Source organism: Sphingobacterium sp. SG20118 (assembly GCF_044740685.1).
In the GTDB taxonomy this organism is placed as follows: domain Bacteria; phylum Bacteroidota; class Bacteroidia; order Sphingobacteriales; family Sphingobacteriaceae; genus Sphingobacterium.
In genome coordinates this window covers 3,862,120-3,886,236 of the sequence record NZ_CP172826.1, presented here as the reverse complement: position 1 = coordinate 3,886,236, position 24,117 = coordinate 3,862,120, and the positions used below count along the sequence as shown (strand labels likewise).

The window sequence follows — 24,117 nt, the reverse complement described above, 5'->3', positions numbered from 1 at the left end:
AAGGTTCAAACAGCTTTAAAGCTTGAAAATGGTAAGTGTTTGTTTTTTAAGTAAATAGTATTTATCTTTGTAGCCTTGAATTTGTACCAAGCTATTTTTTGATCGATTTTATCGTGGATAGGGTAGCATTAAGGGAGTGAATGTTTAGAAAAAAAGTATTATGTTGTAGTCTGATTTTGTCGGCGTTAGTGTTGTCAAAATTGTACTCAAACCCAAACACAATTGCTACAGGTGATGATAAGATCATTGCTATGATAGCGCCAAGTAATCTTGCTCATGAGGAAGATGAAAAGGAAAAGAATGAAGATAATGATAACTATGATCATTATTTAAGTTCATTAACATTTGCGAATGATACATTGCCGATTAATCGGCCACATGTTGAAAGTAAATTGTTGCGATATTTTAAAAACTTCTCTTTCAGTAAGAGAGGCTCTTACAGTCTTCATAAAAAAGCAGCGACTCATCTGCCGCAGATTGAAAAGATTTTAGCATCCTATGGCATTCCTGACGACTTTAAGTACGTTCCGCTTGTTGAGAGTGGACTGGACCGTGGAGTTGTTTCATCTAAGGGAGCTGGTGGTTATTGGCAGTTTATGCCTGCTACTGCCAGACTTTATGGATTGAAAGTAAATGGAAGTGTTGATGAGAGACGAGATTTAGTTAAGTCTACTCATGCGGCAGCTAAGTACATTAAATCACTATACAAACAGTTTGGAAACTGGACACTTGTTGCAGCTGCTTACAATGTCGGTGGTGGTAGTCTTAGAGGTTTCTATCAGACGTCAGAAGGAGGATAGTTATTACGATTTGAAATTGAATAATGAAACCGGTGCTTACGTCTACAAGTTGATTTCTATGAAAGAAATTATTGAAAACCCTCAAAAGCATGGCTATACTCGGTATGCTAACCGAGCTGATTTAGATGATCAGAAGGAAAACTTGTTATAAAAAATAAAGGGCTTGAATTTATTCAAGCCCTTTATTTTTTATACACTATTTTTTACCTTAAGTCGACGATTTCATATCCATTGTATTTTCCTTTGTTAAAAGTAAATAAAGTATTGTCCAACGTTTTATTTGGATTTTGACTTTTTATGGTATAATTATATTGCCCTCCATTTTTATCATAGATGGTCGCATCATGAATAAGTTTTGTAGAACTGTTGATCCGAAGCTTGATCTTAGAATAATTCTTTTTAGTATCTAGTGCTGTCAATTCGACTACGTTTAAAAGTGTTGTACCAGATTTTTCATTTGCAATTAACCTGTACTTGAATCCAGTTTTATAAAAACTAAAGATATTACTGGGATCAATTGCATCATTGCTGTTTTCTATTTCAGCTATCTGAACCTCTTTTTCATCTTTTAAGATCGTATATAGACTCTTTGCATCTGAAATCAACTCTTGATTTTTCATTGTAATGTGGTACCTATTGTTCTTTTTATCTAAATAAAGTGTACCTGCGTCCGAATAACCATTTTTGTTTGCCGCTTGAACCACCGAAAAAGAGAATGAGGCTTGTATCGTTTGATAACTGTCATACTTTTTACTGACTTCTGCTAATAGCTTTTGTGCTGCTGCATCTTGTTGTGCAATTGCTGGAATTGTACATACTAAGGCTATTAGACTTAGTAAAATAGCTTTTGTTTTTTTCATTTTTAATTCTTCCTTAATGTTTCTAAAAACTGTTCTAAAGAATATTCATCAGGATAGAGCACTTCACGGGCTTTGCTACCTTCAAAAGGTCCGACAATTCCGGCAGCTTCCAACTGATCAATTATTCTTCCAGCTCTATTGTAGCCCAACTTTAATTTACGTTGGATAAGTGAGGTCGACCCTTGTTGATGCATGACGATCATGCGGGCTGCTTCTTCGAATAATTGATCTCTGTCCGTGAAATCAAAATCTGTTGAACCTGAGCCATCACCACTTTCATCAACATATTCAGGTAACATAAACGCCGACGGATATCCACGTTGGCCTCCTATAAAGTCCGAAATCGTCTCTACTTCTGGCGTGTCTACGAATGCACACTGAATACGAATTAAATCACTACCCGTTGATAGCAGCATATCTCCTCGTCCGATCAACTGATCTGCACCACCGGAATCCAAAATAGTTCGTGAATCTACTTTAGATAATACGCGGAATGCCAAACGTGCTGGGAAATTCGCCTTAATCGTACCTGTAATGATATTAACTGAAGGACGTTGGGTGGCAATTACTAAGTGGATACCAACGGCACGGGCTAGCTGCGCTAAACGTGCAATGGGCGTTTCTACTTCTTTACCAGCCGTCATCATCAAGTCGGCAAACTCATCTACTATAAGAACTATAAAGGGTAAGAATCGATGACCCTCCTCAGGGTTTAATCTGCGATTGACAAATTTTGCATTATATTCTTTTAAATTACGTACTTGCCCATTTTTTAACAGGTCATAACGTTGATCCATTTCAATACAAAGTGAGTTTAACGTGTTGATAACCTTCTTTGTATCTGTAATAATAGCATCTTCTTCTCCTGGTAATTTTGCTAAGAAGTGTCGCTCTACTTTTTTGAATAGAGAAAGCTCTACTTTTTTTGGATCGACCAATACGAATTTTAATTCTGCTGGATGTTTTTTATAAAGTAAAGATGTTAAAATTGCGTTGATACCGACGGATTTACCCTGCCCAGTAGCTCCAGCTACAAGTAAGTGTGGCATTTTTGCTAAATCGGCAATATAGACTTCGTTGGAAATGGTCTTTCCTAATGCAATAGGTAAATCCATATCTGTTTTTTGGAATTTTTCCGTTGCAATAACAGATTTCATAGATACCATTTCTGGGCTGCTATTTGGCACCTCAATACCAATGGTTCCTTTACCAGGCATTGGTGCAATGATACGGATCCCAAGTGCTGCTAAACTTAAGGCAATATCATCTTCCAGATTTTTAATTTTTGAAATACGAACACCGGGTTTAGGAATGATTTCATATAAGGTGACAGTTGGACCTATCGTTGCCTTGATATGTTCAATCTCGATGTTATAATTTCTTAAGGTATCGACGATTTTATTTTTATTCGCTTCTAGCTCTTGTTGGTTTATGGTAATCTTTCCAGAACCATAATCTCTCAATAGATCTAAAGTTGGGTGCTGGTATCCTGGCAAATCTAATTTAGGGTCATATTGACCAAATTGTGCTACAAGATCATTTGCCGTTATCGTCTTCTCTTCTTTGAGTGATTCTACTTCCAGTTCATGACTAGCATCTATTTCTTCTTCAATGATGGGATCTAGCTCAACTGGTTGATCAACAGTAAATGAAATGCTGTTCTCTTCGATAGGGGAGGTCTCTTGTTTATTTGCTGCAGGAGCCTCGATTTCAAATGGAATAACAATTTTGTTTTCTGGTTTTATTTCAGTTACAGGTAATATGATCTCTTTATTCGCAAGAGGTTTCCTCGCTCTGTAGAGCATCATTGTTTCTGTGGGATTGAAATTTTTCATTGAGGCTAGGAGCTGGATTATACGACCCTCTTCTATTGCTTATCGGTTCTGAAGCAATCGTTTCTGATGGATTCGATTCTGATGGACGAATTGAATTGGTATAAATAGCTTCCTCTTCCTCGATATCAATATTGTCTTCGTCGTATTCTTTGTTTTTACGAGAATCGAAAATACTAAATTTCAAATCTAGATTATAAACCAATATCAATGTTGTCAGATAAGCAAAGATCAATATTCCTGCTACACCTACCGTACCTATTTGTGCTTCAAGTAATTTGTTTGTCCAAAACCCAAATTTTCCTTCTAGAATATGTGGTACTTTATCAATGAAGCTATGCAAAAACCCTAATGTGAGCGATATGAAAACAATGGCAATGAAGGAATAAATAATGGTTCTGTAAACAGGGAGTATTGATTTTTTATACAATAATTTATAGCCAATGACAAAGAAAACCAATACAAATAAAAACGATGCTATTCCGAACCAGTTATAAATAAATTGATTTGCGAATAAAGCACCATACTTTCCTAAGCTGTTATGTACAACGGGTAATTCTACATCTGGATTATCGATTTCTTCTGCTGTATACAGTACCGTACTCCAACCACCGTTATTTGTGGCAATATAACTCTGGTCTTCAGACCAAGTAAACAGATAAGAAACAAAAGCAACTCCTAACAGAATAGCACATAATATGAGAAATGCACCAAAAATTTTAATTATTTTTTGCTGCAATTCTGTTAAGTCTCTAGCTGGAACTTCCTCTTTATTTTCAACTTTCTTATTTTTGGGGGTTTCTTTTTTAGAAATCCTCTTAAATGATGTATTAGCGCTAGATGGTCTAAATGTATTTCCTTTATTTGACATGAATATTTTACAGTTATCCTTCATACAAACTTAAGTATTTAGAAGGAAATTTAATTGTGTTACAAACCTTTTATTTTTTGTTGTAGCATTTTATTTATAACATACGTCTTTTATGTAGACGATCGTTGAATTTTATTCAAAATAATAAAAATGAAGATGAAAAAAGCATTATTTTTTGGATTTGGTATAATAGTTTTTATGCTGGCTCTAAATTCATGTAATAAACTGGATGATGATTACTCTTATAGAGAAATATCAGCTGTGTCTGCCGTGAATGTTGTTCCTGGTTCTACTGGATTGGATATTGGATTAGATCAAAATAAATTGAACAATAATTGGGAGGGAGTTTTTTCTTACAATCGAGTTTTGAATTATAAAAACGCTTATCCTGGTAGTAGGTTGGTTCGTGTATTTGATCCGAATGCTACTGTTGGCGATTCAGCGTTAGTGAGCCAAAAAATAGATCTAACACCTGGGAAATATTACAGCCTCTATGTGATTGGAAAGGATAAAATTGAAATTTTGACTACTGAGGATGATTTTGGAACCTTAAGAAGTGGGTTTGCTAAATTTAGATTCATGAATTTGAGTTCTGAAGCTCCTAAATTGACGCTTACCTTCAACGATACAGATAGTTTATCCGTGAAAGACAAGGCTTATAAGGATTTGGATAATTTTAAGGAAATCGCGATTTCTGAAGTATATAAACTAAAAGTAAATGGTGTAGGTATGTCTGAACTTCTAGCAGATTTCCGACCTGAAGAGAAGGAAATATATACTATTTATGCTTCTGGATTAAAGTCGAGTAACGATATTGATAAAAGGTATAGTCTTCAAATTGTTAAGCATAAATAAAAATCTAATTATAATATTGGTTGATTATAAAAAAGAGCCTGTTCTGAAAAGAACAGGCTCTTTTTTATCGGGATGTACTTAATCGAATGGGTAAAAAGTAACTTACATTTACTGCTATACCTCTTATGTGTCCAGGTTCCCATTTCTTCATTTTTTTTGCCACTCGTAGTGCTGCTTCTCCTGTTCCATAACCGAGATCTCTCTTTATTTTAAAATCTCTTGGTTCTCCACTTTTATCAACAATGAATTGGATTTCTACAACGCCATTTATACCAGCATGTAATGCTGGTGTTGGATAATTATAATTTTGACCGATGAATTGCATCAATTTTGAAATTCCACCAGGATAGTTCGGAGGATTAGAGCCATTGATCGAATCATATGGTGTTTTATGACCTACTGAATCTGTTGTAAGGCCCGAAATAAGTTTATCTTCTTTGAAAGTTTCTGTAAAGGTGTATCGCTTTCCACTAAAGTGCCCTTTCCATTCGCCTTCTTTTTTGTGGTTTACATAATTTCCTTCCTCGTAGGTATAGGTGTCATCTGAAACTGCGAAGCCATATCCGTCTTTTAACAGAATTTTACCCGTTGAATCGGCATAGATTAAATAGAGAGGGGTTTCGATTTTATATTTTCCTTTTGTGTCAACTGAGAAAGGGTAATACAGTATTGATTTTATTTTTCCGTTTTCATGGTAATAGAATGCGGTATCAATCTGTTGAGAATGGTTTGAGTACATCAGCTCTGATTTTAGATTACCATTTTCAAAGAGTTCATATTTCTTTCCTTTGAATTTTGAACCAGATAGGTTTGTTACTGTTCCTTGTAGTTTTAATTTGTTATTTGCTATATAGAATTCTTCAACTAGCGTATCTTTACTATTTTGGTTCGGTAACATTATGATTTTAGCGTAATATGCTTTATCTAATTCTTTGGTTTCTTTTCCATTCTTTGTGTATAAAGTTTGAAACGTCACTTGTGCATAGCCTACTGTAGCAGTAAGTACATACAATAGGAAAAGTAGTGCGATTTTTCTCATCAGATATAAAAGTTGTATGGCATGTAATTATTTTAAAGCATGAAGATAGTAAAAGTTTATAAAATAAAAATGGCCGATTTTGATCGGCCATTTTATTCTATAAACTTAAATATGCCTATTCAGCAATTATTAAATAGTAATTCTTCTTTCCTCTCTGCGCAATGATATATTGATCATTAATCAAATTGGATGTGTTGATTACCTGTTCTATGTCTGTCGCTTTTTCTCGATTAATCGATACCCCTCCACCTTGCAACATTTTGCGCGCTTCGCCTTTAGAGGGGAATACCTGGGTGTTTACTGCCAGTAGATCCAATATGTTAATTCCTGTGCTCAAAGTTTCTTTTGAAACATTGAATTGTGGAATACCTTCGAATACATCTAAAATAGCTTCATGATCTAAACCATTTAAGAATTCTAAAGTTCCGTTACCAAAAAGAAAATCAGAAGTCTTAATAGCTGTTTCATAAGCTTCTTCCGAGTGTGTACGAATGGTGATATCTTTTGCCAATGCCTTTTGTACTGCTCTTGTATGTGGTGCCGCATCGTGCTCAGCTATAATGGCATCAATTTCTTCTTTCGATTTTAACGTAAAGATCTTAATCCAGCTTTTTGCGTCATCGTCTGAAGTATTCAACCAAAATTGGTAATATTTATAAGGAGAGGTTTTCTTTGCATCTAACCAAACAGCACCTGATTCTGTTTTACCAAATTTTTGACCATCTGCTTTTTTAATTAATTGTGTCGTAATTGCAAAAGCGGTTCCCTGATCTTGTCTACGAATGAATTCAGTACCTGTTACGATATTTCCCCATTGATCAGATCCTCCCATTTGTATTTTACAATTGTGGTGTTTCCAGAGATAATAGAAGTCATAACCTTGAATCAATTGGTACGAAAATTCTGTAAATGAAAGGCCATTTTCGCCTTCTAAACGTTTTTTTACAGAATCTTTAGACATCATATAGTTAACAGTAATTAATTTACCGACATCACGGATGAAATCCAAAAACTTGAAGTCTTTGAACCAATCGTAATTGTTAACCATTTTTGCATCGTTTTCACCTTCTCCAAATGCTAGGAAACTTACCTAATTGATTTTTCAAACAATTCACATTATGATTTAATGTATGTTCGTCCAATAAGTTACGTTCAGCAGATTTGAAAGAAGGGTCTCCAATCATTCCTGTTGCACCACCTACCAAGGCAACAGGTTGATGACCTGCGTTTTGGAAGTGAATTAACGTCATGATTTGTGTCAAGTGACCTACGTGTAAAGAGTCTCCTGTTGGATCAAAACCAATATAACCAGATACTTTTTCTTTATTTAGTAAGTCTTCAGTTCCTGGCATAATGTCTTGAAGCATGCCTCTCCAGCGTAATTCTTCTACAAAGCTCATTGTGTAAAATGGGTTAAAAATTTTTAATATAAGCCACAAATATAAGAGATTAAGCTGTATATTGAGTCAATATTTCTCGTTAAATAATTGCGATAGGTATAAAATTGTTGTTATGAATTTTTTGTCACACTTTTATTTCGAACGTTTCGCGACAAGCCCAGAACGGGTTGTGGGTAGTTTATTGCCTGACTTATTGAAAAATGCGGATAAAGATTTTGTGATCAAGCCCAATAATTTTGAAGATCAATTGTGTGGAAACCCCCTCCATATGGATTTGCTTAAGGGATGGAATGGTCATATCGAAGTTGATCGTTTGTTCCATAATGCGGATTATTTTTTTCACCATACACATGCCATTAAGGTGCTTATTAAAGATGAGTTAGCCGGATTGCCAATAAGACCTTCATTTTTTGCTCATATTGCACTAGAATTACTGCTGGACCACCTCCTAATAGCGCATAAGGCAATTTCAGTTTCAAAATTTTATGTGGCCTTGGAGAAAGTAAATCGAGATGCTTTACGTTCTTTTTTAAACATAAGCCAATTAAAGGATACGCCAAAATTTGATGCTTTTTTTGATCGCTTCATAGCGTCGCAATATATTTACGAATATGCTGATGTGGCGCAGGTTACTCGCGCATTATTTCAGATTTGTAAACGATTGTGGTCTTTTGACTTGAAAGAGGAACGTGTTATAGCGGTGAGTAATAAGTTGACACAGTATATGAAGGAAGATTTGAAGGATTTCCATGATGTCTATCAGTATATTCACTACGAAATGATAGATTTTGAATAGTATTTGTGTTGTCGTACTAGTATCAGTCTTATTTTTTTTATTTTCGTAACCAATTACTTAACATATTAACATAAACTACATGTTTAAAAGACTTTTTCGAAAGAAAAGTGTAGATCAGATTATATACGACTCCCAACATGGAGAGGGGTCTGGACTTGCAAAAGTACTGGGTGTAAGAGATTTGGTTTCGCTAGGTATCGCCGCTATCGTTGGTGCTGGAATATTCAGTACAATTGGTTTGGCTAGTTACGAGGGTGGACCCGCGGTTTCGCTATTGTTCATATTCACTGCTTTTGCCTGTGTCTTTACGGCGCTCTCCTATGCGCAGTTTGCGAGTACTGTACCTGTTTCAGGTAGTGCTTATACCTATGCATATGTGGCTTTTGGAGAATTGTTTGCTTGGATTATTGGCTGGGCGCTTGTGCTAGAATATGCCGTTTCTAATACCGTTATTGCAATATCGTGGTCTCAATATTTTGCGTCCATGTTGGAGGGATTTGGTCTGCATATACCGGCATGGTTATCCATGGCTCCAGGCTATGCTTTAGACGCCGCGCAAAAACTTGCAGAAAGTGGTGCAACGAGTTTAACGGCAGCAGATAAACACGGGCTAGAGGCTTATTTGAGCGCTCCTCGAATCAGAGATATACCGATTATATTTGATTTACCTGCAGGTATCATTACAGTTTTGGTTACTGCTTTAGTCTATATTGGGATTAAAGAGTCGCAACGCGCCAGTGCCGTTATGGTCATTATTAAAGTCGGAATCATCTTAGCAGTTATATTTGGAGGGATGTTTTATGTGAAACCTGAAAATTGGACACCTTTTGCGCCGAATGGAATGCATGGTGTAATGGGCAGCGTTGCAGCTGTATTTTTTGCTTTTATTGGGTTTGACTCCATTTCCACGACGGCAGAAGAATGTAAGAATCCACAGCGTGATTTACCCAAAGCCATGATTTGGTGCTTGGTCATCTGCACTGTGCTATATGTCGCTATTACTTTGGTTCTGACTGGAATGGTAAATTACACCGAGTTGAACGTAAAGGATCCTTTAGCTTTTGTGTTTAAATACGTTGGATTTGACTATATGGCAGGGATCATCTCCGTTACATCTGTTATCGCTATTACAAGTGCTCTGTTGGTTTACCAATTGGCACAGCCTAGAATTTGGATGACTATGAGCCGCGATGGCTTAATGTCGAAGCGCTTTGCTCGTGTCCACCCGAAGTATAAAACCCCTTCTTATGCAACTATTGTAACAGGGATAGTGGTTGGTGTACCTTCCTTGTTTTTTAAAATGGATTTCTTTGTTGACCTTACGAGTGTAGGTACTTTCTTTGCTTTTATCATGGTTTGTGCAGGTGTACTGTACATGGATTATTCAGGCATATCAAAAAAATCAAAATTCAGGGTTCCTTATGTGAATGGTAAATATCTGGTTGGATTTGGATTGATTGCCGCAATCGTTTTGTTTTGGATATATGGCCAAGATGTGGTTACGGAATGGAAAAACCTTACATTTCTGGATATTATTAAACATAAAGTGTTGGTTATCATCTTTTGGTTGACTTGGTTAGTCTTAAGTTTCTATAGTTTTAAGATGAACTTTTCCCTTTTACCAGTTACCGGTATTTTGATTAATTTATATTTAATGACAGAGCTGGGGGCCAGTAATTGGATCATCTTTATTATTTGGCTTATTGGAGGACTTATTATTTATTTCTTATATGGGTATAAGCATTCGAAACTAAATAAGGAAAGCATGTCTTAACGGAATTGATCGTATATAAAAAAGCTCTAAACATTGTTTAGAGCTTTTTTATATACTAAAACCTCCAGAGGAGGATTCTACCTATTTTATTTCCTTGTTCCATTCGGATTACTTCTACCTCTGCCACATTGAGCTTTTTTAGCTTGTGTTGTAAGATTCTGATATCTTCACGGTGTGCTACCAAAGTAGAAAACCATTTTACCTGGTCTTTATAGAACTGACTTTCAAAAATCATCCTACCGATAAAGGCTTTTTCTCCGCCATCGCACCACAGCTCGCTTCCTTGTCCTGCAAAACTCTGAACTATTTTGTCTTCTTCTACTGGTTTCAGCCCTTTTATTTTACGGTCTGCTTGTGCCAGTGCTTCTAATTGTGAAGAGAAGAATGGAGGATTACAGATAACCATATCATATTTTTCATTCTCAAGAATAATATCCTTAAAGATTGCTTTTGGATTATTCTGTAATCTGATTTGTACGTTATTCTTAAGTTCGGGATTTAAACGTACTATTTCAATGGCATTTTTATATGCTTTTTTTACAATCTCAGATCCTACGAAGGACCAACCGTATTCGTGGTTTCCTACAATGGGGTAAATACAATTGGCACCAACGCCAATGTCTAGGATTTTGACCTGTTTACCTTTTGGTATTTCATTATTATTGGCTTTTGCTAAGATATCGGCTACATAATGTATGTAATCTGCGCGACCAGGAATAGGAGGACATAAATTTTCTTTTGGGATATCCCAATATTGAATATTATAGTATTGTTGGAGTAATGCTTTGTTTAAAAGCTTGACCGCCTCTGGATTTGTAAAATCGATTGTTTTCGTCTTATAGTCATTGATGAAGACAAATGCTTTGAGCTCGGGAACAATCTTGGTTAATTTAACAAAGTCGTAAGCATCAAGATGTTTATTTCTAGGGTGAAGTTTTTTCGTGGGAGTTGTTACTGGTCCTGCCATAATGTTGTATTTGATGCAAAAATAAGCTTTTATTTTAAGACATTCCTTAAATAATAATTGGTTACACTAATTTACCTACAGCATCATCCGGTTTGCTTTTTTTTTAACATTTTGGAATGATTATTTACAGATCTTTTAGCCGATAGATTAATAGTATTTTATATGGTTATAGTAGCACCTTCGGTTTTTGGTAAAAAAAAGTGCCTCCAATTTATCTTTATTGGAGGCACGTTATATCATTATGAATAAACGCTATTTATCCTTTCTTTTTAACTCAATAGTCGAAGTTTGTGGTAAACTTAGGGGCACTCGCTCTATGGTAACAAAGCTAGCATCTAATCCAAATCCCTTTTCTTCGGATAGGCTTAATTTTTTGAGATACCCATATATTTCCATAATGATGCGTTCAAACCAGCTTAATTGATTGCCTTTTGATAAAACTTTTTCTAAGACTACGAATTTAAAATCTCCTGGAATCTTATGCTTTTTCAAGGTGTCATATTGACTTGTTATATCGATTTCACCTTTCTTAACCATATCTTCCACTACTTTTCGGAACAATAAACTGATGCGTTGCTCTTCTCTAAATCCAAGTTTAAAATCAATGCGAATTAGTTTTCCAGGAATCAACTGGTCTATGGTATACTCACGTGTATGTGGGTGATCCATAACATCTACGTGAAACCAGCCAGTAAACGTCTGCACGCTTTGGTTTTTTATTCAATATCGAATAAATGATTTTCGATTCAATTTCGGATTTAAAGTTTGCACTTGTCAAATAGACCAAATGTGAAGCGTATGGTGGTACCGATTTATCTTCACTCAATTCTGAGATAATAGGATAGTACTTATCAATATTGATGAAGTTGACAAATCTGTTTTTGATTCGTCTTGCATTCCACCAGGCGTACATTATAAGAAATAGGAGTGAGGCTAATAATAAGGTTAGCCAACCTCCGTGTGCAATTTTAACTCCATTTCCAACTAAGAACATCAACTCTAAAGACAGATAGAATCCTGTGAAGAGTGCTATGATATATTTATTGACTTTTTTTGATGCCAAAAAGTATGTCATCAAAATAGTCGTTGTTAGGAATGTTAAGTTGATGGCTAATCCATAGGCGGCTTCCATATTGCTTGATTCTCCAAAAATCCTGATGATGAGCATACAGCCCGCCCAAAGAATCAAATTGATTGAAGGCACATATAACTGGCCTTTATGGTCACTTGGGTATCGGATTGCCACCTTTGGCCATATGTTTAAGCGAACCGCTTCTGATATGAGGGTGTATGACCCTGATATCATGGCTTGACTGGCGATTACTGCTGCCATGGTTGCAATTGCAATTCCATAACCAAGGAACCAATGGGGCATGATGGCATAAAAAGGATTGTTTTCACCTAATACTTTTCCTTCTTGAGTAAGTAACCAAGCTCCTTGCCCAAAATAGTTGAAGACCAACGTTAATTTTACAAATATCCAACTGATGCGGATATTACTTTTTCCGCAGTGTCCCATGTCTGAATAAAGCGCTTCTGCTCCTGTGGTACATAAAAATACGGCCCCAATAATAAATAGAGCGTTGGGATAGGCAATTAATAATTTGACTGCGTAATAGGGGTTTAATGCTTTGAGTACTTCCAGTTCGAGGTGAATATTACTTAGTCCCAATATGCCGATGGTAGAAAACCAAATAAACATCAGCGGACCGAATATTCTTCCCACTACTGAGGTACCGAAACGTTGAATCGCAAATAGCCCGGTAATGATCGTTACTACAATTGGAATGGTTGGTAATCCAGGGTATTTAATGTCCAAACCTTCAATTGCAGATGAAATGGTGATCGCTGGAGTGATCATACCATCGGCAAGGAGTGTAGCCGCGCCTAACATCGCAGGAAAAATCAACCAAGGTGCTCTTTTACGTACTAAAGAAAATAACGATAGGATACCTCCTTCGCCTTTATTGTCTGCCTGTAATGTAATTAAGACATACTTGACAGTTGTTTGTAAGCTTACTGTCCAGAATACACAGGATAGCCCGCCTAGGACTAGGTTTTTATCGATGACACCTTTGTTCATGATAGCCTTAAATACGTAAAGTGGAGAGGTCCCAATATCTCCAAATATGATTCCTAAACTAATGAGGAGCCCTGCAAGGCTTACTTTTTGTGCAGTACTTTGATGACTAGCCGTCATTTTTTATATTTTTTTAAGTGAAAACCTTCATTTTACCACGAATATGAAGGTTCGTTGCAAGTGAAAAACTCGTGCCAAATTTTAGCAATTTGTTTGACAACGACAAATCTTGTTAAAAATTGTTAAATGACAAATATTTATACCGAATAAGGTGATAAAATCTAAACAAATAACCTATTTTTGTTGTTGATATATTGGTTTAGAAATATTATATTTGATTAAACTATAACCAATTTAAGAAGTCGTATTATACAAATGAATATTAATATTAAGAAAATAGCTTATTTATGTCTGCTCTGCACGATTACGTCGATGGGTAGTTTAGGTTATGCATCTGTATTACAAGCTTCCAATACGACAGAACTTCTGACATTCGATGTGCTATCATCGCTTGATAGACCTGATCGTTTAACTTATAATGCAATGACTCCTGACAACACGAAGGATGTGGATAAGTTAATCAATAATGTTAAGGTTTTTTATAACCCCATTTCCGAACAAATCAGTTTATCATTCAAATTAGGTAAGCAAAGCGCAGTTGCCATTAAAGTCATGGATGCACTCGGTAATGAGGTGTTACAGCTGATGAATGGAACGCTAGAAGCTGGAAATCAAAATCTATCTTTTGATCAAAGCGGTAAGCTCAATAATGGTTTTTATTTTGTGCGTGTCGTTTCTGGTTCGGAAACGATCGTGAAGAGATTTTCGGTCCGCAAATAAAATATGCTCATAAAAATATTAAAGGCTTAAATGATATCATTTAAGCCTTTTTCTTTTAGTCAGGTAATTCGTTTTCATCTATCCATAAACCATCTGATTTGATGATATTGATGAGCTCATCAAGTGCATGTCTAGAACTTACATTTTTCTTAACGACCTCTTGTCCCCTATATAAGGTAATCTTATCAGGTCCAGCACCAACATAACCATAGTCTGCATCAGCCATTTCACCAGGACCATTTACGATGCATCCCATAATACCAATTTTCAAACCTTTTAGATGATTTGTTCTATTCCTAATCATCTGGGTCGTTTCTTGTAGATCAAATAATGTACGTCCACAGCTCGGGCAGGAGATATACTCAGTCTTTGATATCCGTGATCTAGTAGCTTGAAGGATTCCAAAAGATAAGGATACTATTTTATCTAATGGTGTAGCGGGCGAATCAATCCAAATACCTGAGCCTAATCCGTCAATTAATAATGCACCCAAGTCAGTTGCTGCATATAGCTGAAGTTTTGAAATGGGCTCCTCTGGGTTCATAATATCACCAATTGGTCCTGAAAAAGCAGCGACTTCATATGTTCTTTTAATAATGACCGGATTATCTAGACCAATTTCTTGTAGATTTCTGAAGAATTGACGTTGCTCCGCCATTCCGTGTACTGCAGTTGTTTCTAATAGAAATATAATGGTTTTGTCGAGTTGCAAATTTTCGAATGAATGGGTTGCTAAATCTGTATTTTTTATTTTAATAAGATTTAGTGCAGCATCTTTATCAGAAGCCTGGTTGAATTCTTCTAAAGTAAATAAAGGATGAATATTCGCTTTATTATTAATGTTTTTCCAGGTTTGGTAATTATATAATTGCTTTAAATTGGCCGGCATATTAAATGAGGGCAACTGATCGCCAAGATATACAAAATCTACAGACTGCTCGCCCATGTGGTACTTATCTAATAAGGTGTCATAACGATAGCCTGCTTTGGACAGGAAATTGACATCTTTTAGATTTTCGTTAGAAATGTCTACGATTACGCGAGGTACTAATGAGCCTCCGACAAAAGTATTCACTTCTTTTGAAATGTAGGGTTGAGCGCTATTATTTTCGGTTAATTTTAAGATTTCTGGATTTTTAATTGCTTCAATATCACGCTTCCTTTTCGTGTATCGATTGACCAAAGCTATCGCAACTGGAGCTTCTTTTTCAGGTTCCTCAGTCAGAGATACACGAACGGTATCGCCCAATCCATCTTCTAATAATGTTCCTATACCTACGGCAGATTTAACGCGGCCGTCTTCGCCATCACCAGCTTCCGTAACACCAAGATGCAGGGGATAGTTCATGTTTTCGGCGACCATCTTTTCGACCAAAAGTCTGTAGGCACGCACCATGACCTGTGGATTACTCGATTTCATGGAGATACATAAATTATAGTAATTTAAATCTTCACAAATGCGAATGAATTCCATTGCTGATTCTACCATGCCTTCTGGTGTATCACCATAATGACTCATGATACGGTCTGAAAGTGAGCCATGATTGGTCCCTATTCGCATAGCTGTACCGTACTCTTTGCAGATGTTGACTAAAGGTTTGAATTTTTTATAAATGCGGTCTAATTCTGCTTGATATTCACTGTCTGTATAGCTCAGTTGATCAAATTTTTTCTTGTCTGCATAGTTTCCAGGATTTACACGAACTTTTTCAACGATACGTGCAGCTACCTCAGCCGCATTCGGTGTAAAATGAATATCTGCAACTAATGGTACATGATATCCTCGGAGGCGTAATTCCTTCTTTATATTGGCCAGATTATTGGCTTCTTTTATCGATGGTGCCGTTATTCGAACATACTCGCAACCAGCATCGACCATTCTGATCGTTTGTTCTACCGAACCCATAGTATCCATGGTGTCGATCGTTGTCATGCTTTGAATACGTATGGGATTATCCCCACCCATGGGTACATCACCAATTTGCACTTCTCTCGTTTTCCATCTTGAATAAGTGGTTTGCGAATTGCAATAAATACCTGGTAATGTCAAAAGTTTACTTGTGTCCATATCTAATGCAAAGTTAGATATTCTATTGCACTTATTTAAGCTCTTTTAATACCGTGTTATCGATACAGAAGTGATGCCTCCATCAATAGAAATTTTGAATTTGTTTTTTGCGCTTTCAAAATTCGAACTTGTAAGGGTTCCTTTTTCATTTCCTTTTACGAAGCTATCATCGGAATGTACCGAGGAAAGTGCCATTTCTGTTGTTATCTGACATGCTGCTTCTCTAGGAATCGCAATTTGTATAGAAGATGCTCCTGCGTCAATGTTGATATTCGTTAGCATCTGGGGATAACCCAATTTGAGGTCTAAATTACTAGCTCCAGCGTCAATGGATAGATTCCGAAGTTTGAAATTTGATAAATCAGCTTGAATGTCTGCAGCGCCAACATCTAGGTTCAAATCCCAGATGATATTTTTATTAAGTTTGATGACCGTGGCATTGCCTTTTGAGTTTATTCCTTTTTTTGTTTTTCCGTTTAAATTCAGGGTAACAGAACTATCTTTAGCTGTTTCTGAATTTAATGAAAGGAAGTAATTGTTTGAGCTGTTTGCTGCTTCGAACAAGTAATTGTCACTTGTGTCCTTTAACTTGATTTGGGTAGCGCCTAGGTCAATGTTAGCTGTTGCATGAGTCGTATTTAGTGTTTTTTTAGCAGAAACAAAGTTTGATGTGCCTGTAAAGTCTTCATCATTATCTAAATCTATATTCAAATTTTTATGATCCATGATACGGGACAATAAACTTTGATTTGGAGTCGTTATTCCGATGTACGTAAATATGGCTAATATAACGCAGGTAGTCCCGATGGATATGATATAACCAATATCTTTTTTAGGGACTAGTATATTGACACCTACTAAAATAATGAGTAATGGCCAATAGCGAAAAACCTCAAACCAATTGAACTCAATAATATCCATTTTACTTAAAAGTAGGATGACTCCAATGAATAAAAATATAATACCTGTTGTGATTCTTTTAGCATCCATAGTCTAATCGTTTAGTATTTTGTTTTGCTCTAGCACAAATGTAAACTAAAATTAATTTTTGATTTTATGAATTAGGTTATTTAGGTACTAATCTCGGTAAAATATCTCATTTCATCGGTAACTGAATTGTGCGTTTTCTGTTGAAAGGGAAATTAGTTCATTTTTATAAGTATTGCCTATCTTTGATTATGTTTTTATGCCCATATTATAAAAAACCAATTTGTATTTTATGGTGTTATAATGGTATATTAGATTTTAAAGAAATAAATACTGTAAAAATATATGATATTTCACCATATTGGTTCTTATTTGCTTTTGCTACGTTCGGTTTTTAAAAGGCCTGAGAAAGGTAAAATTTATTGGAAGGAAACCATGCACGCCATGAATGAAATAGGTCTTGGGTCTCTCGGACTCATACTTATTATTTCCACTTTTATAGGAGCGGTAATGACCATGCAAATTGCTTTTCAACTGGTTTCTGATTTAATTCCAAATTCAATAATTGGGTCCATTAATCGAGATTCCAATATTTTGGAACTGGGTCCAACGATTTCGGCTTTGGTTCTTATGGGGAGTGTTGGCTCCTCTATTTCATCTCAGATAGGCTCTATGCGTGTGACCGAGCAGATAGATGCACTTGAGATCATGGGTATTAATGCCCCTGGATATTTGATATTACCTAAAATATTGGCGGGTATCACGATGGTGCCTGTATTGGTTACTATTGCAATTTTTTGCTCTATTGTTGGCGGACTTTTAGGGGGAGCTCTGTCGGGGGCTGTAACACCTTCGGACTATATCATGGGAATTCAAGAGGGTTTTAATGGATTTACGGTTACTGTTGCCTTGGTGAAAGCATTTGTCTTTGGTTTTATTATTACTTCCATATCAGCTTATAAAGGATTTACTGTTAGTGGGGGTGCATTAGAAGTGGGGCAAGCAAGTACAAAAGCTGTTGTTATCGGATGTATAACAATTTTGGCAGCGGATTATTTAATTACGGCGCTGATGCTTTAATTCTCTTTAACATATTATGATACAAATAGAGCATATTTATAAATCTTTCGGAAGTAATGAGGTGCTGAAAGGCATTGACGCTACTTTTGAACCGGGAAAGGTGAGTTTGATTATTGGCGGTTCGGGTTCTGGAAAAAGTACGTTATTAAAATGTATGGTGGGCTTGCATGAACCTGATAAGGGGCGCGTGCTCTTTAATGGTCAGGATTTTTCTAAATTAAGTTTTGAAGACCGTATTCCTATTCGCAAAGAAATCGGGATGTTATTTCAGAATTCGGCCTTATTCGACTCTATGACTGTTGAACAAAATATAATTTTTTCTTTGGATATGTTTACGGAGATGTCTAAATCAGAAAAATTGGATCGTGCTAATTTTTGTTTGGAAAGGGTGAACTTGAAAGGAAGAAATAAACTCTTTCCTTCGGAATTATCTGGAGGAATGAAGAAACGTGTTGGCATTGCACGTGCAATTGCCATGAGTCCTAAATATCTTTTTTGCGATGAGCCAAACTCGGGTTTGGATCCTGAAACTTCAATCTTGATCGATGAGTTGATTTTGGAATTGACACAAGAATACAATGCGACGACGATTGTGGTTACTCATGATATGAATTCGGTTATGGGAATTGGCGAATATATTTTATATCTCTATAAGGGACAAAAGTTTTGGGAAGGGTCAAATCAGGATATGATGCGGTCGGATGTCGAAGAGCTCAATAATTTTGTATTTGCAAGTCCCTTGATGAAGCGTGCAAAAGAAACGATGTAATCTACTCATCTTTGCATATTTGTTTTTAGATTTACGTATCTTTGCGCCAAATTATTGATTTTGACTACTACAGATATACAATTATTAACACCACAACATTGGAAAGATTACGAGTTAATCGATTGTGGTGATTTCGAGAAATTAGAACGTTTTGGTGATTTAGTTTTAATTCGTCCAGAACCACAGGCTGTATGGCCGAAAACGTTGACGGAAGCAGAATGGAATAAACACCATGATATTAAATTCAAGGGTCGTTCTGCTACTTCAGGAGAGTGGTTAAAAAAGAACCCTAAAGTGCAAGATCGCTGGCATATCCAATATAAAAATAATGATGTTGCGATTAAGTTTCGTCTCGGGCTGACATCATTCAAACACGTAGGTATCTTTCCAGAACAAGCGGTAAATTGGGATTATATATCTCAATCTGTACGTGCATTTGAAACTGAAACGCCTAAAGTATTAAATTTATTTGCTTATACTGGGGGTGCATCATTGATTGCTCGTGCTGCTGGTGCAGATACGACTCACGTCGATTCTATTAAACAAGTTGTTACTTGGGCTAATGAAAATCAAGAATTATCGGATATTGATAATATTCGTTGGGTTGTAGAGGATGCTTTGAAATTTGTGAAGCGTGAAGTAAAACGCGGTAATAAATATAATGGTATCATCTTGGATCCTCCGGCTTACGGCCATGGTCCAAAAGGAGAGAAATGGAAGCTTGAGGATCATATCATGGAGATGATGCATGATGTAGTGAAATTATTGGATCCTAAAGAACATTTCTTGATATTGAATACTTATTCTTTAGGTTTTTCTTCTGTTATCGTAGAGAACTTAATTCGTACAGCATTTCCGAAAGTAGAGAATCTGGAAGTTGGAGAACTTTATCTTCAAGCTACTGCAGGACCGAAATTACCTTTGGGTGTTTTTGGTAAATTCAGAAAAGTAGCGAAGTAACTGGAATTACATTATAAAAGAAGAAGGGGCAGCTGATCAGCTGCCCCTTCTTCTTTTATAACTTGTGTTGCTTGTTCTCTTCCTGATTGGTTCAGTAATCGCTTTTGCAATCCGTGAAGAATAGATTTTTAGGGTAAAATAGACTATTGGAATTTTATTTCAGCTAGTTCTGTCTCTGCATTCTCCAGTTGTTGCGGTATACTATTTATAATTTGTTGTGAAAAATCTTTTAAATCATGTGTTAAATTTCTGTAATAAGTAATTCCATCAATCAATTGATTCTTGAATTTATCGAGGTATTTTATTTTTTTATCATCCACAGAAAAGGAGTTCAGTTCTACGTATTTTTTGATATGGGCTACATATAGTTCCAGTTCGCTGATGAAAAAAAATGGTCGATTTTCGTTCTTTATTAAATCGTCTTTTCCGTAGATGTGATTGATCATTTGGTCGAGTGAGAATTTCTGTTTAAACCAGACGGTATTCGGACCAGGGCATATGGACACTGCATCCTGCTCTTTGGGTTTTAAAATATTATATTTTAAATATGCAGGTGCTGCAAGTCCATCACAAAGGCATGTTTTTTCTGTTATGAGTGCGAATTCCTGCTCGTAGGTTACTTGGTCTAGTTTTTTTGCTTTTAGTTCTTTAATCTTTTTGTCTTGATAAAGGCGAGATGCTGTACAAATAGGTTCAGGGCCGTAGTCGACGTTTGATACCAAGTATTTTTTTTTGCAAGGACTACCTGGGCGACCTTCTTTTATTCTCTTTTTCCGCAAACGTTCTGCAGTGCTTTTTCTAAAGTTGTTGAATGGAACTCCAAGGGGAGAGGCACCGCTAATGTAAAAATCATCTGCTACCGAAGTTGTCAATGCCGTCAATGTTTCATCATCAACTGTTGTCGCTTCTGGTACAAGTAAAAAAGGAGAACCCCACCCTACGGCATCAAATTCATAATGTTTCAGCAGAAATTGATGTTCACTTGCGGTGCCGACCCCACCTTGCACGGTGTATTTAATTGGAGGAGCATCTGCGAAGTGTCTGTTTCTTTGAGTCCAATATTGTTGATAAATAGCGAACAGCTCTTGTTGTAATATGAGTTTTTTATTTTTAAACTCACATAATATCGGACCCAATAAAAAACCATCAGTGGCAAAGGCATGTCCACCGCAGTTTAAACCTGATTCGACTCTAATCTCGGAAACCCAAATTCCTTTTTTTGCTAAAAATTTTGCTTGAATTAAAGCTGATCTATAATCGCTGACTTTTAATGTTAATTTTTTATCGAATGTACCATCCTCATTCTGCCAGAATGAAGGTAATTCGGCTAAATAACTATACAGCCTTGGGTTCATACCGGCTGATAGAATGACTGAAGATTTTAACTCTGAGTTTGCAAATCCCTGCAATGCCGCCAAAGCATCGGACCATTTTTCATCTAAGGGATTTCCATTTTTATCGTGATTTATCTTATCAACTTTAGACATGATATTCACATCAATATCTCCTGCTTGGATAAAAGATCTTAAGCTTTGCTTTTTCTTTGCTTTTTCGACATAGTTGGTTTCTAACAACATGTTGTAATAGCAGTTTTTTGCTGGGTGTGATTCTGGAATAAGTTGAAAATAGCGATCGATAGCTGAACCTGGTTCAAATATTTCTGTTCGCATATGATCAATTTGTTCTTTTACTGCTTGTGAAACAAGATTTAGGTAAGATGTTATTCTTAGGGATCTGTAGTTTTGATCTGCTTTTGTAATCGGGAGGTATTCTTTATGATAGCTATTGCAGTAGTATGCTCGAATACGTTCTATTAACTCATCATCTACGATGGATATTACAGAAGAAATGCCAAATCGAGCAACTTTTAAAGGAGAGTCTATTGAAAAGGCTAGTCCCAAAACGGGAATATGGAATGAGTGCGTCATATCAATTTTATTTCAATACGAAATACGGAATAAAATTGATCTCAAAAAGTGATGCTTGTGTGTTTTAAAAATGATATAGATCACTTTTTAATCCTAGAATTGGATGTAACTTTAGGTTTTTTTTGATTATTAATTTTAGTCTAGGTAGGTGTCACTTCTTAATTCCCGACATCGGGTCGCTGTGGATTGGAGTTGTTGGATGGTAACCTTGGGTGAAGTAGGATAGAAAACAAGCGGGGTTAACCCGCTTGCTGTGCTAGTTTGGCTAGTTCTTCTTCTAAATCTAACTCAACGCGAAGATTGTTTACGATGTGTTTTTGCCTATCAGGAGTGTTCTTGCCCATATAATATTCTAAAAGTTGTTTTATCTTATTATCTTTTGATAAGAATACAGGGTCTAAACGCATATCTTTTCCAATAAATAAACCAAACTCGGATGGTGAAATTTCACCAAGACCTTTAAATCGTGTGATTTCAGGTTTGTTTCCTAGTTTAGCAATTGCACGCTGTCTTTCTTCATTTGAATAGCAGTATATGGTTTCTTTTTTATTGCGCACACGGAATAATGGTGTTTGCAAAATGGATACGTGTCCTGCTTTGACAAGATCCGGGAAAAATTGCAAAAAGAATGTTAGAAGCAACAAACGGATGTGCATACCGTCGACATCGGCATCCGTGGCAAATACGATATTGTTATAGCGTAATCCGTCTAAGCCATCTTCGATATTCAAAGCATGTTGTAGGAGGTTGAATTCTTCATTTTCATATACGATTTTCTTGGACATGCCAAATGAATTCAACGGTTTTCCTTTTAAACTAAAGACAGCCTGTGTCTGTACATCACGCGATTTTGTAATGGAACCAGAAGCGGAGTCTCCCTCTGTGATGAATAAGGTTGTTTCTAAATTGCGTTCATTTTTATCCGAAAAATGAACTTTGCAATCACGTAACTTACGATTATGTAGCGATGCTTTCTTTGCACGTTCATTTGCTAGTTTTTTGATTCCCGCAATATCTTTACGTTCTCTTTCGGACTGTAAGATACGTTTCAATAAGGCATCCGCTGTATCCGAGTTTTTGTGCAGGTAATCATCAAGTGCTTTTTTTACAAAGTCGTTGATAAATGTTCTTACTGTAGGACCATCTGGACCAATACTTTGTGAACCTAGCTTGGTTTTAGTTTGCGATTCAAATACGGGTTCTTGTACTTTTATGGCAATAGCACCAATAATAGAAGAACGAACGTCTGAAGCTTCAAACTCTTTCTTATAATACTCCCGTATGGTTTTAACCAATGCTTCACGAAAGGCTGCTTGATGGGTACCCCCTTGGGTGGTATGTTGTCCATTTACAAAAGAGTAATATTCTTCTCCATACTGTTGACCATGGGTCATCGCTATTTCAATATCTTCTCCTTTGAGGTGAATGATTGGGTAGCGCATTGATTCCGTATCGATATTTCTTTCTAAAAGGTCTTTTAACCCATTTTCAGAGATGAACTTTTGTCCGTTGAAATTAATCGTCAAGCCTGAGTTTAAGAAAACATAATTCCAAATCATGTTCTCCACAAATTCTAAGCGGTATTTATAATTTCTGAATATGGTTTCGTCAGGATAAAATATAACTGCTGTACCATTTCGCTGTGTGGTTTCTTTTTCTTCATCTGATAGCAGCTCTCCTTGACTAAACTGTGCTACGCGTGTTACTTTTTCGCGGTATGATTGCACGGTAAATTGTCCTGACAAGGCATTGACAGCTTTAGTACCTACACCATTAAGGCCGACAGATTTTTGAAAGGCTTTACTATCGTATTTACCCCCTGTATTGATTTTTGAAACAACATCTACTACGGAACCAATTGGTATACCTCTACCATAATCCCGTACAGCAACTTTATTGTCATTGACTGTAATTTCGATTGTTTTTCCTGCGCCCATTACAAACTCATCTATAGAGTTGTCGACTACTTCTTTTAATAGGACATAAATACCGTCGTCGTAGGCAGAAACCATCTCCTAGCTTCCCAATATACATACCGGGACGTAAGCGAATATGTTCTTTCCAATCGAGGGAACGTATACTATCTTCGTTATAAGTACTCATGTTTTTTAATTATTCTTCGGTGTGTAGCAAAAATAGCAAAATAAAGATTAAATAAGTGAAGTCAATATCTTAAATCAACTATTTAAACTGGAAGCGGTGTTTATCCTTGTTCCGGTTTAAATGTATTGCGATAAATTGTCGAAATATTTGCATTAGAATGTTGAATAT

14 protein-coding genes and 4 pseudogenes are annotated in these 24,117 nt (G+C 36.2%); 8 read left to right on the top strand and 10 right to left on the bottom strand.

Annotated features, from left to right (window positions below; genetic code table 11):
• Positions 1 to 140 precede the first annotated feature (140 nt).
• Complete coding sequence (locus ACFX5U_RS17895) at positions 141 to 800, top strand: lytic transglycosylase domain-containing protein (RefSeq protein WP_400261636.1); 660 nt, start codon at positions 141 to 143, stop codon at positions 798 to 800.
• A gap of 203 nt (positions 801 to 1,003) precedes the next feature.
• Here the strand turns inward: ACFX5U_RS17895 and ACFX5U_RS17890 are convergent, their stop codons facing one another.
• Entirely contained in the window at positions 1,004 to 1,660 is a 657-nt protein-coding gene (locus ACFX5U_RS17890) for an outer membrane lipoprotein carrier protein LolA (RefSeq protein WP_400261635.1), read from the bottom strand.
• 2 nt (positions 1,661 to 1,662) lie between these two features.
• Positions 1,663 to 4,363: pseudogene (locus ACFX5U_RS17885) on the bottom strand (DNA translocase FtsK 4TM domain-containing protein).
• 156 nt (positions 4,364 to 4,519) lie between these two features.
• Here ACFX5U_RS17885 and ACFX5U_RS17880 point away from each other — a divergent pair.
• Positions 4,520 to 5,218 carry a DUF4397 domain-containing protein gene (locus ACFX5U_RS17880; RefSeq protein ID WP_158500314.1) on the top strand — a complete coding sequence of 233 codons (699 nt, stop codon included), beginning with the start codon at positions 4,520 to 4,522 and terminating at the stop codon, positions 5,216 to 5,218.
• Positions 5,219 to 5,282: 64 nt separating this feature from the next.
• Here ACFX5U_RS17880 and ACFX5U_RS17875 read toward each other — a convergent pair whose 3' ends face one another.
• Both ACFX5U_RS17875 and tyrS read right to left on the bottom strand, forming a co-directional pair.
• On the bottom strand, positions 5,283 to 6,257 hold the full coding sequence (locus ACFX5U_RS17875; protein ID WP_400261634.1) for a TonB family protein: 975 nt from the start codon (positions 6,255 to 6,257) through the stop codon (positions 5,283 to 5,285).
• Between the two features lie 115 nt (positions 6,258 to 6,372).
• Positions 6,373 to 7,657: pseudogene (gene tyrS, locus ACFX5U_RS17870) on the bottom strand (tyrosine--tRNA ligase).
• Between the two features lie 112 nt (positions 7,658 to 7,769).
• Here tyrS and ACFX5U_RS17865 point away from each other — a divergent pair.
• Complete coding sequence (locus ACFX5U_RS17865; RefSeq protein WP_400261633.1) at positions 7,770 to 8,453, top strand: hypothetical protein; 684 nt, start codon at positions 7,770 to 7,772, stop codon at positions 8,451 to 8,453.
• Between the two features lie 79 nt (positions 8,454 to 8,532).
• Complete coding sequence (locus ACFX5U_RS17860; protein WP_400261632.1) at positions 8,533 to 10,227, top strand: amino acid permease; 1,695 nt, start codon at positions 8,533 to 8,535, stop codon at positions 10,225 to 10,227.
• Between the two features lie 55 nt (positions 10,228 to 10,282).
• On the opposite strand, the gene rlmF is transcribed toward ACFX5U_RS17860, so the two are convergent.
• Positions 10,283 to 11,194, bottom strand: a complete 912-nt coding sequence (rlmF, locus tag ACFX5U_RS17855; RefSeq protein ID WP_400261631.1) for a 23S rRNA (adenine(1618)-N(6))-methyltransferase RlmF — start codon at positions 11,192 to 11,194, stop codon at positions 10,283 to 10,285.
• Between the two features lie 252 nt (positions 11,195 to 11,446).
• Positions 11,447 to 13,394: pseudogene (locus ACFX5U_RS17850) on the bottom strand (KUP/HAK/KT family potassium transporter).
• 255 nt (positions 13,395 to 13,649) lie between these two features.
• On the opposite strand from ACFX5U_RS17850, the gene ACFX5U_RS17845 reads away from it, so the two are divergent.
• The gene (locus ACFX5U_RS17845; RefSeq protein ID WP_280565609.1) at positions 13,650 to 14,114 is read left to right on the top strand and encodes a T9SS type A sorting domain-containing protein; all 465 of its coding nucleotides are present in this window, start codon (positions 13,650 to 13,652) and stop codon (positions 14,112 to 14,114) included.
• Positions 14,115 to 14,169: 55 nt separating this feature from the next.
• Here ACFX5U_RS17845 and ispG read toward each other — a convergent pair whose 3' ends face one another.
• On the bottom strand, positions 14,170 to 16,182 hold the full coding sequence (gene ispG, locus ACFX5U_RS17840) for a (E)-4-hydroxy-3-methylbut-2-enyl-diphosphate synthase (protein ID WP_400261630.1): 2,013 nt from the start codon (positions 16,180 to 16,182) through the stop codon (positions 14,170 to 14,172).
• 45 nt (positions 16,183 to 16,227) lie between these two features.
• Positions 16,228 to 17,172, bottom strand: a complete 945-nt coding sequence (locus ACFX5U_RS17835) for a LiaI-LiaF-like domain-containing protein (protein WP_038700673.1) — start codon at positions 17,170 to 17,172, stop codon at positions 16,228 to 16,230.
• A gap of 282 nt (positions 17,173 to 17,454) precedes the next feature.
• Between ACFX5U_RS17835 and ACFX5U_RS17830 the strand changes: the two genes are divergently transcribed.
• The 3 genes from ACFX5U_RS17830 to ACFX5U_RS17820 are packed head-to-tail and all read left to right on the top strand — an operon-like array spanning position 17,455 to position 19,918.
• On the top strand, positions 17,455 to 18,189 hold the full coding sequence (locus ACFX5U_RS17830; RefSeq protein WP_038700671.1) for an ABC transporter permease: 735 nt from the start codon (positions 17,455 to 17,457) through the stop codon (positions 18,187 to 18,189).
• A gap of 16 nt (positions 18,190 to 18,205) precedes the next feature.
• Positions 18,206 to 18,958, top strand: a complete 753-nt coding sequence (locus ACFX5U_RS17825; protein ID WP_038700669.1) for an ABC transporter ATP-binding protein — start codon at positions 18,206 to 18,208, stop codon at positions 18,956 to 18,958.
• A gap of 54 nt (positions 18,959 to 19,012) precedes the next feature.
• Positions 19,013 to 19,918 carry a class I SAM-dependent methyltransferase gene (locus tag ACFX5U_RS17820; protein ID WP_038700667.1) on the top strand — a complete coding sequence of 302 codons (906 nt, stop codon included), beginning with the start codon at positions 19,013 to 19,015 and terminating at the stop codon, positions 19,916 to 19,918.
• 143 nt (positions 19,919 to 20,061) lie between these two features.
• Here ACFX5U_RS17820 and ACFX5U_RS17815 read toward each other — a convergent pair whose 3' ends face one another.
• Together ACFX5U_RS17815 and ACFX5U_RS17810 are read right to left on the bottom strand one after the other, a co-directional pair.
• On the bottom strand, positions 20,062 to 21,846 hold the full coding sequence (locus tag ACFX5U_RS17815) for a hypothetical protein (RefSeq protein ID WP_400261629.1): 1,785 nt from the start codon (positions 21,844 to 21,846) through the stop codon (positions 20,062 to 20,064).
• A gap of 239 nt (positions 21,847 to 22,085) precedes the next feature.
• Positions 22,086 to 23,949 (bottom strand): annotated as a pseudogene (locus tag ACFX5U_RS17810) (DNA topoisomerase IV subunit B).
• Between the last annotated feature and the right edge of the window lie 168 nt (positions 23,950 to 24,117).